7 protein-coding genes are annotated in these 14,960 nt (G+C 57.9%); 6 read left to right on the forward strand and 1 reads right to left on the reverse strand.

The window, feature by feature from the left end; genetic code table 11:
- Positions 1-205: 205 nt before the first annotated feature.
- Positions 206-1,435, reverse strand: coding sequence for a glycoside hydrolase family 26 protein (locus tag ACYVG7_RS19075; protein ID WP_460884684.1), 1,230 nt, complete (start codon positions 1,433-1,435; stop codon positions 206-208).
- A gap of 250 nt (positions 1,436-1,685) precedes the next feature.
- Between ACYVG7_RS19075 and mltA the strand changes: the two genes are divergently transcribed.
- From mltA to ACYVG7_RS19105, 6 genes are all read left to right on the forward strand, one after another.
- The gene (gene mltA / locus ACYVG7_RS19080; RefSeq protein WP_460884685.1) at positions 1,686-2,771 is read left to right on the forward strand and encodes a murein transglycosylase A; all 1,086 of its coding nucleotides are present in this window, start codon (positions 1,686-1,688) and stop codon (positions 2,769-2,771) included.
- A gap of 406 nt (positions 2,772-3,177) precedes the next feature.
- A complete protein-coding gene (locus ACYVG7_RS19085) occupies positions 3,178-4,965 on the forward strand; it encodes a putative bifunctional diguanylate cyclase/phosphodiesterase (RefSeq protein ID WP_460884686.1) in 1,788 nt (595 codons plus the stop codon).
- Entirely contained in the window at positions 4,952-5,950 is a 999-nt protein-coding gene (locus ACYVG7_RS19090) for a sugar phosphate isomerase/epimerase family protein (RefSeq protein ID WP_460884687.1), read from the forward strand. The genes ACYVG7_RS19085 and ACYVG7_RS19090 overlap by 14 nt, the downstream gene beginning before the upstream one ends.
- A 130-nt stretch (positions 5,951-6,080) precedes the next feature.
- Complete coding sequence (locus ACYVG7_RS19095; RefSeq protein ID WP_460884688.1) at positions 6,081-6,605, forward strand: phosphatase PAP2 family protein; 525 nt, start codon at positions 6,081-6,083, stop codon at positions 6,603-6,605.
- Between the two features lie 385 nt (positions 6,606-6,990).
- A complete protein-coding gene (locus ACYVG7_RS19100) occupies positions 6,991-10,173 on the forward strand; it encodes an alpha-amylase family glycosyl hydrolase (RefSeq protein ID WP_460884689.1) in 3,183 nt (1,060 codons plus the stop codon).
- A gap of 247 nt (positions 10,174-10,420) precedes the next feature.
- The gene (locus ACYVG7_RS19105; protein ID WP_460884690.1) at positions 10,421-14,788 is read left to right on the forward strand and encodes a PKD domain-containing protein; all 4,368 of its coding nucleotides are present in this window, start codon (positions 10,421-10,423) and stop codon (positions 14,786-14,788) included.
- Positions 14,789-14,960 lie beyond the last annotated feature (172 nt).

Consider the following 14,960-nt stretch of genomic DNA (forward strand, 5'->3'; position numbering starts at 1 on the left):
AAGGATGGTTTGTATTGCAATCCATCCTTGAAGGCTATGTGTTGGCACTGTCTCTTGAGCACGACTTGTGATCAAGAGACAGTTCCATGGGGGCTCGATGGCGGCATCCCTGCCGCCAACGATTGGCTCAATAGGCTATCTCGCCTTCACTAATCGACTGACAGGAAGCCTGAGGGGCACTTGGTTATGGTGTGGCACGGTGAGGTTACTCGGTGCCGTAGTTCAGGTTGACCTCGCTGCGGGTGATGACGGCGGCATCTTGCAGCAGCTCTGTGGTGTTGAGATTGCCCACCATGGCCTGATGCTCCCGGGTGCCGTCGCCGTTGTTCCAGTCATGCCAACTGACCCAATAGCCGATGGCCGGGTACTGCGCCAGAGTGGTGGCATAGTTGCGGGTGTCATAGCTGCCCTCGGTCGCGGCTGTGCCACCCAGCGTCGGGCCGTATTCCCCCATGCCCAGCGGTTTGTCGAAGGACTTGTATTTGCTGTAATCGGCAATGGAGAGGGAGTCGTTATAGCGGGTGCCAGCAACGACATCCACATAGTCCGCACCCGGATAGCACCAATCGACCGAGGCGATGCCGTAGCTTTCGTTGGTGGTTTCCGGACCCCGGTTCGGGGAGTAGACCCACAGCAGATTGTGCAGCCCTTTCACCTGGGTGAAATAGGTGTACATGTCCTTCCACAGATTGGTGTAGCCGCTGCAATTGGTGGACTGGGTGCTGATGCCCCACCAGAACCAACTGCCATTCATCTCCTGCATCGGCCGCCACAGCACCACGACGCCTGCATCTTGCAACTCCTTGAGCGCAGCTGCGATACGGTCGAGCTTGGTGCGCCAGACGGTATGCGCGCTGGTTCCAGTCGTGACCAGATCGGCCAGCTTGACCTGGGTCATATCGCCACCGGATGTGCGGGTCAGGCTACCGCCGCCAGGATTGTTGGTCAGATCGCTTTCGTCATTCCACCAGGGGTTATTCGGACTCCAGTTGATGGTGACGAGCCCCCCGGTCTGCCAGTGCTCGATCAGCTTCTGGTTGGCGTTGCTCAACTGGGTCGGGGTGAAGATCTGGTCATATTCGTAATCCAGGCCCACGACTGCCGGGGCTTCGCCGGTCTGCAGCTCCAGCTCATCGATGAGCGGCGCATAGCCGACCGTGCCGGTGAGGTTGAGGATCTGATCGCCGTGGCCGGTATTCTGACCCGCCAGCACGCCAGGAGTGGTGTCGTTACTCAGCGCGGCCAGGTACAGCATGACACTTTGTGTCGCCGCGGTGGCGGCCGGATCGCTGGCTTGGGTGGTCGCCTTGTAGACGTCGGTGTGCAGTTCTTTATCACCGCCGCCCCCGCAGGCGGCCAGTAACAGTGCACTGACCAGGATCGGAACCAGTTTTGCGGTGGGGCGTTGAGATCCCTGTGCTGTTTTTATCGTCATCGCGTCATCCTTGCTGGAGTTTTATTGACGTTGTTATGAGTGGAATGAGTAAGTGTGATTGCGTTCTGTGGTCAATAATTGAACCACGGTCGCTAGCTTGCCATAGCACCAAGTAAAGACTCATTGAGAGCTTTAAATTTTGTAAAGGTTTGTGATCCGAGACTCATGCTTCTGTCGGTAGGGACAAATCGATTATGCTGTGCGGCAGTTGTGCCGCGATTGGCCATTGAACTGTTATCAGGATCCACGTATGTCCAAGAAGTTACTCGGTTGCCTGCTGCTGGTAGCCGCCTGCTCTTCCACACCGCCAGCTTCCACCTCGGTCGCCTCCCGTCCGGCCGCCAAGCCAGTTACCCATCGGCTCCCGGCCTCGCTGGTCGGCGAAGATCGGCAGCAGCAAGAGGCGCTGCAGGCGTTTCTCAACTCCTGTTCGCGCCTGGGGATGCAGTGGCAGAGCCTGTGCTGGCAAGCCCAGCGCACCGCCAAGACGCCTGCCGCGGCCGCCCGTTTCTTCCAGCAGAACTTTGATGAGTATGCCCTGGACGATGGCCATGGCCTGTTGACCGGCTATATGGAGGCGCAACTGCGCTGCAGCTGGCGGCCGACCGCTCGCCTCAACTATCCGGTGTATGGCACGCCCAGCGATCTGCGCAAGGGGGTGCCCTATCTGACCCGGCGCCAGATCGAGACCGTGCCTTCCGCTGCATTGCAGCGGGCTGTGTTGATGTATTGCGACAAGTTTGATGCCTACAGCCTCGGCGTGCAGGGCTCAGGACGGGTGGTGTTGCCGGATAACAGCACGGTAAAACTGACCTATGCCACCAAGAACAATCATGGCTATACCTCGATTGGTCGGGTGTTGATTGATGCCGGTGAGGTGCCCCGTGAGCAGATGAGCATGCAGGCGATCAAGGCCTGGGTGCAGAAGAATCCAGAGCGGGTCGACTGGTTGTTCCAGCACAATGAATCCTACGTCTTCTATGACATCGACCGGCGGCAGGAGAAGCACGTTGGCCCGCCCGGTGCCATGGCGTTGAAATCGGGCTTGACCCCCTACCGCAGTGTGGCGGTGGACTCGCGCCACATTCCCCTGGGCACGCCGCTGAAGATCCGCAGCCAGTGGCCGGATCAGACACCGTTTTCCCGGGTGGTGATCGCCCAGGATAAGGGCGGCGCCATCAAGGGCCGGGTGCGGGCCGATCTGTTCTTGGGGCATGGTGACTTGGCGGATGAACTGGCCGGGCGTCTGCAATCGCCACTGGATTTGCGAGTGTTGTGGCCCAAACGTTGGTCAACCCCGAGTGCCGAATGGATGAGAGTCAGCAGCGCCGGTTGAACCTCGGCTGCTCCCTCGGTTCGTTGTTTTATCAGGCCCCGATTGCTCCGGGGCCTTTTTTTTGTCGCTGAAAGGGGGCTTGGCAGGGGGTTATGTGGCTCTTTTGCTACTGGCGTGGAACTTTATTCCGCACTATGTTCATATCGATGTGCTGGGCTCCAAATGAGGCTTTTTACGTTGCAATTCAATTACATAAATCAGGGTTAATTCGCGGTGTGTGGTCATTTTGACCCCTGAATCGTGATGACATCTGCAACTCCGAACATCAATGACTGGTCAGAGTATGCCTTTGCATCGGGATCCACTCTAATGGAGCGATTGCTGTCTTTGCTCCGCTATCGGCACTGTGCTTCGCCAGGTCCGGTTTCTAGGAGCCGTATTCATCTTTCATCTACAGGAAGCCAGTATGTTGCCGGGTGTGGATTTTGATTCTTGGGTGGTTCCTGTTCTGCTGCTGGTCCTGGCCGGGCTATTACTGGTGCTGCTCCGGGCGTGGCGTCAGAATCGCCATCTGCTCCAGACGGGCGAGCATATGCAGGCTTTGATGGACAGCATCCCGGATCTGACCTGGGTCAAAGATACCCAATCGCGCTTCTTGTTTGTGAATGCCCAGTTTGGCAAAACCTTCGGCCGCCAACCCAAGTCTCTGGTCGGATTGACGGATCATGACCTGTCCACGCCGGATGCCGCCGCCGCTTATATCGCCGACGATCGGCGGGTGCTGGAAAGTGGCGAGTCCCTGCAACGGGAGGAAACCATTACCGGAGAAGGGGGGCGCGAAGCCTGGGCCGAGACCTTGAAGGTGCCGCTGTTTGATCGCAAGGGCAAGGTGATTGGCACCGCTGGCATGGCGCGGGATATCACCGAGCGTAAACGTGCCGAGTTGATGTTGCGCCATATGGCGCACCACGATTACCTGACCAATCTGGCCAATCGTCCGGCTCTGGCTGCCAGTTTTGAATCTATTTTGCAGCGGGCGCAGCTGGCCCATCAGTGCGTGGCGCTGTTTTTCATCGATCTGGATAATTTCAAGGATCTCAATGACACCCGGGGTCATGGGGTGGGCGATAGCATTCTCAAGCAGATCGCCGAGCGGTTGGAGGGCTTTATTGGGCCCTATGACGCGCTGGGACGCTTTGGCGGCGATGAATTTGTGGTGGTACTGGGTCAGCAACTCAATCGGCTGGCCGCGCTGCGCGCCGGACAACAATTGCGCCATCTGTTCGAGGTGCCGGTGACCCTCAATGAGGTCGAGTTCGCCGTCTCCTGTAGCATCGGCATGAGTACCTACCCGGAGGATGGTAACGACTACGATACCCTGATCCGCAATGCTGACATGGCTATGTACTACGCCAAGACCCATGGCAAGAACCGGCTGGTGGAGTTCAATTCGCGGATGGGGCAGGAGAACTTGCGGCGCATCGGTATCGAACAACACCTCAAGGAGGCGATCCGGCGCGACGAGTTCTATCTGCATTATCAGCCGAAGATCCAGGCTGGCAGCCATGAGATGGTCGGCATGGAGGTGCTGCTACGCTGGCATAATGCCGAGCTGGGCATAGTGCCGCCAGACCAGTTCATTCCTGTCGCCGAGCAATCCCGACTGATCCTGGACATCGGCGACTGGGTGCTGGAGGAGGCGATGAAGCAGAATCTGGCTTGGCAGCGGCAGGGTTTACCGCTGTTGCCCATCGCGGTGAATATGTCGGCGGTACAGGTGCATCAGCATGATTTTGTGCCTCGGCTGATCAGCCGGATGGCGCGGCTGGGGTATCCGGGCTCCCGACTGGAGCTGGAATTGACCGAAGGGGTGGTGATGGAGGGAGCGACCCCGGTGCGACGCTACTTCGAGCAGTTGCGGCAATTGGGGGTCAAGATCAGCATCGATGACTTCGGTACCGGCTACTCCAACCTCGGTTATCTGAGCCGCTTTCCGCTGGATGCGCTGAAAATCGATCGCAGCTTTGTCACCAATATTCATCAGCATCAGGATAACCAGCAGATCGTCAAGGCGATTATCCAGCTGGCGCGCTCCCTCTCCTTGAGCCTGGTGGCCGAGGGAGTGGAGAGTCCCGAAGAGCTGGCGTTCGTCGAGTCGCTCGGCGTCGAAGTCGTGCAGGGTTATCACTTCTCCCGCCCATTACCTTCGGATGAATTGATGCAGTTCCTGGGAAGCGCCCGTGGTGTGGCCTGAGTCGCCACAGGCCCCTGCCTCGTCACCCTGGCAGTGGGGATTCTTCAGTGCCGCGTTCAATCCGCAACCCCTAGCTGCCGTGCTGGATTATGCCTGCGACCAGGGCATCCGTTATCTGGAGCTGGGCGCGGGCGGCTATCCGGGTGCTTACCACTGCCCACGGGAGCGCTTACTCGCCAACCCGACCTTGCGCCAGCAATGGTGGCAACAGTGCCTGGATGCCGGTGTGCGCCCTCAGGTGCTCTCCTGCCATAGTAATCCGCTGCATCCGGATCCGGTGCGGGCGGCCCTCGCCGATCAGACCCTGCGACAGACCATAGCGCTGGCCTCGGCCTTGGGGATCCGCACTGTGGTCACCTTCTCTGGCGTCGGCGGGAGCGCGGCCGTGCCGGGTGCAGCGCCCCATTTGAACTGGCCTGTGGTCAGTTGGCCCTACGAGAACAGCGATTACTATCATCAGGTCTGGGAGCAGCAGCTGATCCCCTACTGGCAGGGTATCGCCCGTCTGGCGGCAGATGCCGGTGTCACGATCGCCCTAGAGATGCACGGTGGCTTTCTAGTGCATTCGCCGGGGACTCTGCTGCAGTTGCGTGCCGCCTGTGGCCCTGCCATCGCCGCCAATCTGGATCCGAGCCATTTCTGGTGGCAGGGGATGGATCCGCTGCAGGCCATTCCCCTGCTCGGGGACGCTCTGGCCCATGTCCATCTCAAAGATTGGTGTGCCGATCCACAGCAACAGGCGATGTGGGGGTTACTGGATCCGCGGGATGAGCGCGAAGGGCCACGCAGTTGGCGCTATTGTTTGCCGGGGCAGGGGCATGATGCCGCCTTCTGGTCGCGCTTTTTGTCGACCCTGCAGCAAGAGGGCTACCGAGGCATGCTGAGTCTGGAATACGAGTCTGGTGACGAGATACCGGCCGCTGAGGTCATAGCACCTACCTTGCACTGGTTGCAGGGCCTATTGCCAGAGCCGTCCTCACTATAAGAGATTTTCTCCCGTTGCACTTTTGCCGTAGTTTGGATCCTTTTTCTCCTTTTCTTTGTCGATCCCGGTGCTAGGATAAGCGCCTTTCGGGCCTGCATATGGCGGGCCCAGGATGATCACGGGAGCAGGGATGAGAGTTGGATATCTGGTACTGGCAAGCCTTCTGGCATTACCGGTGCAGGCGAAGAGTGCCTTCGAAACCTATGGTGACATCGGTCAATATGCCTTGCCGGCGTTGGCGGCAGGCTTCTCCTGGTATCAGGGCGATACCGAAGGGCTACAGCAGTTTGGTTATGCCCTGGGCTCTACCGTGGTGACGGTGGAAGTGTTGAAACACACGGTGGATGCCACCCGGCCCAATGGCGAGGAGCAGAGCTTCCCATCCGGCCATAGCGCCTTGGCATTCAGTGGCGCTGGCTACCTACAGATGCGGTATGGCTGGGAGTATGGGGTTCCGGCTTATCTGGCTGCTGGTGCGGTCGGTTGGTCGCGGGTCAGTGCCCATGAGCACTACTGGCGTGATGTGATTGCCGGGGCGGCCATTGCCGTTGGCTTTGACTATTTATTTACCACGCCGAGTGGTCAGCAGTTCTCTTTGTATCCCGCCATCCTTGAGGATGAGGCGCAGGGCGTGGTATTCAACTATCAGTTTTGATTGCATAAAACGAGGCTTTTAAGGCCTCGTTATTCATTTTATCTATTGTTCCTTCCTTCGTTTCAGTGCCCGGCTTCGACACGCTGTCGCCCCTCGTTTTCGCGCCGATTTTTCGCGGTCACCAATCCTATTACTTATTGTCTCCATTGGTTTTTTTCATCTATGCCTCACCACGGATAATGCTTGAAAGCGCTACCGCTCGCAAATTGTAAGCGGTTACTAAGTCGGCGATCACAGAACTGTTGATAGAGAAGAAAATAAGCAGGCAATAGGTTTAGCCTTTCTGGCGCACATGCGTGTGCAATCACTACACCCTAAAAAAATAACAAGGCGAAGCGGTACACAGCGTTCGCCCACTCCGGCTCAACAACAACAAGGAAATGTCATGAAAAAATGGATGATGCCAGCGGGTGCTTGCCTGCTCGTTGGCGTGAGCCTGCCAGCCATGGCGGACTATTACTTCCGGGGCACGGCGAACAGTTGGGTGGCGACTGCCATGACCGCTGTGACCGCGACCCAGTACGAAACCTGCCAGAGTTTCACCTCCGGGGATGCCACCGGCGGCCCGCGCTTCAAGATCGACCGTTATGGCGACTGGAGTGTGTCTTATCCGGCGACTGACTATGTGGTCAACGCCAACACCAGCTACAAGATCGCGATCAACACCAGCACCAATGCGGTGACGGCAACGGCGGTCAGCAGTTGCAACAGCACTCCGAATCCGGTCAATGAATGGTTCTTCCGCGGGACCTCGAACAGCTGGGTTGCCACGGCGATGACCTTGCAAGCCGATGGCCAGTATTGCAGTGACCAGACATTTGGCGCCGCCAGTACCAGTCCACGCTTCAAGATTGACCGTTATGGGGATTGGAAAGAAGCCTATCCGGCGGCCGATTATGTGGTCGCGGCGAATACCAGCTACAAAGTTTGTATCAATCCGACCAGCAAGGTCGTGACAGCGACCGCCAGCCAGGTGGTCGATACCCAGGCTCCCGTTGCCGCCACCACCCCGGCCGCCGGTAGCTATGTCGGGGCGCAATCCATCAAGCTGACGGTTAGCGACAACCTGGATACCGCTGCCAAGGTCTACTACACCCTGGATGGCCCCCCCCCGACGACAGCTTCCAAGCTGTATGCCGGTGAAACCATTCTTTCCCCTGCGACGGGCACCCTGACCATCAAGACGCTGAGCGTGGATGCCAGCGGCAACCAGCAGCAACAGAGCTTTGTCTTTACCCTGACGGCGACTCCGGTCGATAACTGGTATTTCCGCGGCACCCCGAATGGTTGGGCTGCCACGGCGATGACGCTGGGCACCGATGGGCTTTACTGTACGACTCAGCAGTTTGGCGCCGCCAGCACCAATCCACGCTTCAAGATCGACCACAAGGGCGACTGGACCGAAGCCTATCCGACCGCAGACTATGTAGTTGCGGCAGATACCAGCTACAAGGTCTGTTTCAACGCGACCAGCAAGCAGGTGACGGCGACCGCGCAAGGAGTGGTGGACACTCAGGCTCCGGTGGTGAACGCCGATCCGGCTGCCGGTAGCTACACCAGCACCCAGTTCGTGAAACTGAGTGTGACCGACAATACCGATGCCACTCCCAAGATCTATTTCACGCTGGATGGCACCGAGCCGACGACCAGCTCCACCCTCTACAGCGGTCAGACCTTTACCGCCGAGGATAAGGTGGCTGGCTCTGCCGCCGATCTGACGGTGAAGACGCTAGCCGTCGATGCTGCCAATAATCAGGGCAAGAGCACCTTCACCTACACGGTAGGCGCTCAGGTCTCCAGTGGTGATTTCCGTGGTGAGACCATTTATTTCGTGCTGACGGCGCGCTTCAATGATGGGGATACCAGCAACAACTACTACAACCGCGATCGCTATAAGGCCGGGGATCCGCACTGGCGCGGTGACTTCAAGGGCTTGATTGCCCAGCTGGATTACATCAAGGATCTGGGTTTCACCGCGATTTGGGTGACGCCGCCGGTAGAGAACCGCTCCGGTCTCGACTATCACGGTTACCATGCCTATGACTGGTACAAGGTCGATCCCCGTCTGGAATCAACCGATGCCACCTATCAGGATTTCATCAACGCGGCTCACGCCAAGGGGATGAAGGTGATCCAGGACGTGGTCATCAACCACTCCAGCCAATACGGTATTCGGGATGAGGTGTGGATTGATCACCTGCCGGTCAAGTATTACGTCCCGACCGGTTCGACTCAGGGGCTGGTCAATAACGGTCCTTACCAGGGCAACCTGGGCGACTACAAGTCCGCTAACCGGGATGACAACGACAACGCCGTGGCACCGTCCTGGTTCCAGGCCTTGCACAACAGTGACCCGCAAGGTGTGACGCCGTTTGTTGATCCCAAGACCGGCACTACGCTGCCAAAGGCTGGCTTTGATGCGAATCGTTTCTTCGGCATCGATGCGGCAACTCTGGATCCGACCTGGTACCACCTGGATGGCTTCATGTCCGGTGGCGATTGGGAAAATCCGCGCTCCCTGCAACGCAAACATATGGCGGGTGACTGCGTCGATCTGGCCACTGAAAACCAGAACGTTAAAGATTATATGAATGGTGCTATCCACAAGTATCTGGACATGGGTGTCGATGCCATCCGTCTGGATACCGCCAAGCATATCGAGCGTAATGAGCTGCTGACCTATACCCAGAACTGGCAGGCTCATAAGCCAGGGCTGTTTGTGTTCGGCGAAGTGCTGGTCAAGGGCGCCGGTTTTGGTTCCGAGATCACCAACGATAACGCGTCCGCCGAAATCCGCCCCTGGTGGTTCACCCGTACCGGTAGCAGCAAGTCCCAGCCCAGCGGCGACTCCAAGCTCTCGGTGTTTGACTTCCCGCTGTTCTCCACCTTCCGTGACAACGTCACCAAGGGTTCGCTCGGCGGCGTCAAGGGCATACTGGACTATGACTGGACCTATGCCGATCCGACCCAACTGGTGACCTTCTTCCAGAACCATGATGTGGGGCCGGATAACGACTTCAAATATCGTTATGGCGGTGAGCCAGCGAATGCGGCTCTGGCTTACAACCTGCTGTGGACAGTGCGCGGTATTCCTTCCCTCTATTACGGTGAGGAAGTGATGTTCCAGGCGGGCTTGCCGCAGGATATCAGTGGCAATAGTGACACCGTGGATCAAACCGGCCGCGCCTACTTCGGCGACAAGCTGGCCAATCGCGCTACGCTGCAAGCCCATCCGCTCTATCAGCACATCAAGCGTCTGAACCAGATCCGTAAGGCCGTCCCGGCTCTGCAGAAGGGGACCATGCTGAGTGTCAACGAGTGGGGCAATGGCATGAGCTTCGTGCGCGATGCTGGCACCAGCTATGCGATCGTTGGTCTGGCCACGGGCTCTAGCCAGAGCATCACGGTTTCTGGTGTCAAGAACGGTACCTATCGCGATGCCGTGACCGGTCGTGAAGTCACGGTTGGCAATGGCAGCCTGACCTTCACCGTCAATCCGTATTCCATCGGTGCCTATGTACTGAATGGCCCGGGGAAAGTCGGTGCCGATGGCAACTGGTTGAAGTAACCACAGCGGCCTTCCCGCCGAGTAAAAGATGTTCGGCCTGGAGTATGGCCGAACCCACAAGCCGGATGCCAAGGTGTCCGGCTTAATTCCACCCGGGCTTGATGAGACCCATGGTCGCTCTTGCTGTTGTCTTCACTGTGGGGCCTGCAGGTTGTGGTTACTTCGCAACCTGTCAGGTGGGTCTGCCATGATGCAGGCCGATGCCGAGTAAGGGACTGGTCCGATATGACAAGGAAAGCGTTTAATAATGCAAAACACGAAGGTAGCGCAACCGCAATGGTGGGGGCTTAAAGCCTCGGCCGTCGCCCTGGGCGTGCTGATGGGTATGGCGGCGGCTCCCGCTCAGGCCACCGTATCAGCCACCCATATCTATCACAATCACATGCCCAATTTCTGGCCCTACTATGACGTCAGCAAGTATGACAGTCAGGCGGTCGGATCTGCTGTCCGTTACATGTATGACGGACAGGTCAAACAGCTCAAGGCCAGCCCGCCTGCTGGCTACAGTTTCTATATTCCGAAGACCACGACGCCGATGCCTCACGACGATCTGGAGTCCTACTATGCGCACCATGCGAAGAAGGGCGCCTATCTGAGCTGGCCGATGGAAACCGCTGCCAGCAACAGTGGCAGCCACCCCATGAGCCAGACCCACGTCACCATGTCGGCGGCGGTGATCAATAACGTGCAGAGCTTCGCCGAGCTCGGCAACCAGGATGGCTACCCCTCCGGCTGGGGTAACTACTGGCGCTCTACCCAGCAGACTTACAAGACCAGCAATGGCTTCAAGGCGCTGGATACCATCCACTTCACCGGTCACCACAGCATGGGGCCGCTGGTGGGCAACGATTATTTCCTCAAGGACCTGATCTATCAAAACGTGACGCTGGCGCAGCCTTATTTCATCGGCAGTGGTTTCACCTCGTCCAAGGGCTTCTTCCCGACAGAGCTGGGGTTCTCCGAGCGCCTGATCCCGGTGTTGAACAAGCTGGGCATCACCTGGTCGGTACTGGGCAACGTCCACTATTCGCGGACGTTGAAGGACTATCCGTATCTGAATGATCCGGGTGTCGATACCGTCATTTCACCGCCGAACCGCGCCGATCTGCAGAACGAAAGTAATGTCGGATCCTGGGTGTCGCTGGCGATGTTCAACGAGAAGCAAGTTACCCAGAACAAGTTCCCGTTTGCCTCGATCCCGCACTGGGTGCAATACGTCAACCCGGAAACCGGTGCTGTCTCCAAGGTCGCCGGTATTCCGGTCGAGCAGGCCAGCTCCTGGGAAGAAGGTTACCAAGGATCGGTGACGGCTGCGGCTATCAAGCCCTATGAGTCCGCCGCTGCGGCCATGGGTCGGACCCAGTATTTCGTCATCGCCCATGACGGCGATAACAGCTCGGGTCGTGCCGGTGATGGCGGTACCTGGAAGAACTCCGGTTATGTCACCTACTCGGATTCGGGCGTGGTGGGGCAAGGGGTCGATGAATACCTGAAAGCCAATCCGATCCCGGCCGCCGATGTGGTGCATGTGCAGGATGGTTCCTGGATCGATACGCGGGATTCGTCTGCCGATCCGACCTGGTATCACTGGCATCTGCCGATGGGGGTGTGGAACGGTCAGTTAGCCGCCTTTAACACGGCCAATGGCACCAGCTATACCTCGCAATATGCGGCTAACGGCGATCTGCGCCAGCATCTGCCGTCTCTGGAATATGGTTATCACTACCTGGAGCGCAACTTTGCCTTGCTGCAGGCGGCCGAGAACTATGCCAAGACTGCCGAGCAAATCTGGCTGGATACCCATCCGACCTACTGGTCACCGACCACGGCACTGGATAAGCAGGTCACCTATCCGGGCAACCAGCTGAACCCCTGGATGCTCTCTTATCCGGTGAAGGGTGATGCCAGTAAGGACTATGCCGGTGGCGCCAATCCGGCCGAGCTGGGCTGGTACTTCCTGATGGCCAGTATCGACTCTGGCTTCGGTTACTATGATGAAAACGTCGATGATGGCGTCAAACCCACTATCTCGTTCAATCAGTCACTGCACTTTACCGAGCCCTATGTCGCGGCCAATCTGGCTAAAGACAAGACGGGTCCTTCGGTCTGGTGGCCCCAGCGTTATCCGTACAACCCGGGTAGTGCCAACGCCTCCAAGGCCGAAGGTTGGGCCAAGATGTACATGGACAACGAGTTTGCCATCTACACCTATGCCTATGACGTCAGCGATGTCGCCGATATCCAGGTCAAGGTTCGCGTGCACACCGCCAAGAGTGCCGATCCCAAAGACAAGACCTATCAGTTGTATGATCCAATGGCCCATGCCGGGGAAGACAATGTCAATCCGGCCAACGTGGGGGATTGGGTCAGCTACAGCATGAAGGAGCGGGATCTCTCCGCCGACATCAATGGTGTCAGCTGGCAGCCGTCCAGCACGGCCGCCTTCCAGGTGGTTCCGGCCAAGAAGATCGGTAATCTCTACTACACCTATCTGAACGCCTACCGCGACCAGTTGCTCGACTATTACATCGAGGCGACTGATGCCAAGGGTAACGTCACCAAGAGTGATATCCAGCAGGTCTATGTCGGCGCCGGTCGCTACAAGATGGAAGGCACCAAGAAGGTCGAGGATATCAACGGCCCCATCGCCGGTGAACATGCTTTCTTTAGCGACAAGGCACCGAGCAAGAAGGTGACCGTCTATGTCGAGGGCAGTGAAGATAACCTCACAGGCCTCAGCGTCGATACCAAGGAAGATGGCAGCACCAGTTGGGAGAATCAGTCGGTCGCTCCGCTCAGTGGCAGTGCCCGTTACTTCCGTCTGAGTGATACCTATAGCGGCGATGTGAATGGTCTCTATGTCCGTTATCTGGAGCCGTTAGACAGCAACTACAAACCGAGCGCGAGCGGTGTGTTGTTGACCGAGGGGACCTACACCATCAATGACGATGGCTCGGTCACTTCCGGTAAACCGGCGGATCTGGTGCTCAACACCACCATCTACTACAAGAACACCAGCTGGACCAAGGCCTGCCTGCACTACCGTGTCGATGCCGGAACCTGGACCACGTCTCCGGGCGCTGTGATGAACAGTCTTGGTGAAGGTTGGTACTCTTACACCGTCGATCTGAGCACCGGGACACAGCTGGAGTTTGTACCCAACAACTGCAGCGGCACCTGGGATAACAATGGTGGCTCCAACTACAAGACCGCCGCCGGAGTCTGGTCACTGAGCAGTGGCGTGATCAGCGAAGGGGCGCCGAATGTTAACAAGTCACCGCTTGCCGTGATTACACCGGCGAGCCAGACGGTTACTGCAGGCACTGTGGTTGCCCTCAGTGGTGCCGGTTCTAGCGACCCGGATGGTTCCATTGCCAGCTACAAGTGGAGTACCGGGGCGACAACGGCGTCGATTAATTTGACGGTGAATAGCACCCAGACGGTAACCTTGACGGTCACTGACAATCAGGGCGCTACTGCTTCGGCGTCGGTGACCTTGACGGTTCCGGTTAATCAGGCACCCGTGGCCAGCATTACTCCGGCCAGTCAAACCGTGGACAAGGGCACAGTGGTGACCCTGAGCGCCGCCGGCTCTACCGATAGCGATGGATCGATTGCCAGCTATCTGTGGAGCACGGGTGCAACCACCCCCAGCATTGCGGTCACGGTCAACCAGACCCAGACCATCAGTGTGACGGTAACCGACAACCAGGGCGCAACCAATACCGCGCAAGTGACCTTGACCCTCAAGGATACGACCCCGGTCCATAACTTTGCCCAGCTCTACTTCCGTGGAACTCCGAACGCCTGGGTGGCGACGCCGATGACGCTAGTGGCCGCCAATACCTGGCGCACCAGCGTGGTCCTGGATGGCCAAGCCAATCAGCGCTTCAAGTTTGACGTGAAAGGGGATTGGTCGCAGAACTATGGCGATACCAACAAGGATGGCAAACTGGATCTGACCGGCACGGATATCTACACCACGCTGGTGGGGACCTGTATTGTCGAAGTCAACGATGCAACCCTGGCTTATCGGGTGACTTGCCCGGTGACGCCGAAACCTCCGGTTGCCGTGCTCACGCCCTCCAGTACCACGGTCAGCACCGGGAGCAGTGTGACCTTCAGTGCTGCTGGTTCTACCGACAGCGATGGCACCATCCAGAGCTATAGCTGGAACACCGGAGAAACCACCAGTTCATTGACGCGGACCTTCACGGCAGCCGGTACCTATACCGTGACCGTCACGGTCACGGATAATGACGGCCAGACCAGTACCGCCAGCTCGGTGGTGACGGTGCAGGATGTGGTGACGTTCAAGAAGAACCTGGCTCAGCTCTACTTCCGCGGCACGCCGAACAGTTGGGGCACCAGTGCCATGACGCTGGTGGCCGACAACACCTGGCAGATCAACATCAGCTTCAGCGGAGCGGGGGATGCCAATGGCGCCCAGCGCTTCAAGCTGGACGTCAATGGCGATTGGGCCACCAACTATGGTGACAACAATGCCGATGGTGTGGCTGAGAAAGCCGGCAAGGATATTGCCACGACCGTGGTTGGTACCTATAAGGTGACCTTCAACGACAGTACCTTGAAGTACAGCATCTCCGCGCAATAAACGTTCGACCTGATATCAGCCTGTTTCAGGCTGCAAGCCACAAGCCCCCGCCATCACTGGCGGGGGCTTTTTATTGGCGCCGTCCCAGTTATGCGTTGTTCGGATCAAAACTCGGCATCAAGCCCGTATTCAGGAGTCAGGGCGAACGCAGACACGCCGTAAAAACATCCAT

It is taken from the genome of Pseudaeromonas pectinilytica, assembly GCF_054780855.1.

Bases quoted from the DNA above. Each gene is read 5' to 3' on its own strand.
- ACYVG7_RS19075 (WP_460884684.1), bottom strand. From the start codon at position 1,435: ATGACGATAAAAACAGCACAGGGATCTCAACGCCCCACCGCAAAACTG.
- mltA (WP_460884685.1), top strand. From the start codon at position 1,686: ATGTCCAAGAAGTTACTCGGTTGCCTGCTGCTGGTAGCCGCCTGCTCT.
- ACYVG7_RS19085 (WP_460884686.1), top strand. From the start codon at position 3,178: ATGTTGCCGGGTGTGGATTTTGATTCTTGGGTGGTTCCTGTTCTGCTG.
- ACYVG7_RS19095 (WP_460884688.1), top strand. From the start codon at position 6,081: ATGAGAGTTGGATATCTGGTACTGGCAAGCCTTCTGGCATTACCGGTG.
- ACYVG7_RS19100 (WP_460884689.1), top strand. From the start codon at position 6,991: ATGAAAAAATGGATGATGCCAGCGGGTGCTTGCCTGCTCGTTGGCGTG.
- ACYVG7_RS19105 (WP_460884690.1), top strand. From the start codon at position 10,421: ATGCAAAACACGAAGGTAGCGCAACCGCAATGGTGGGGGCTTAAAGCC.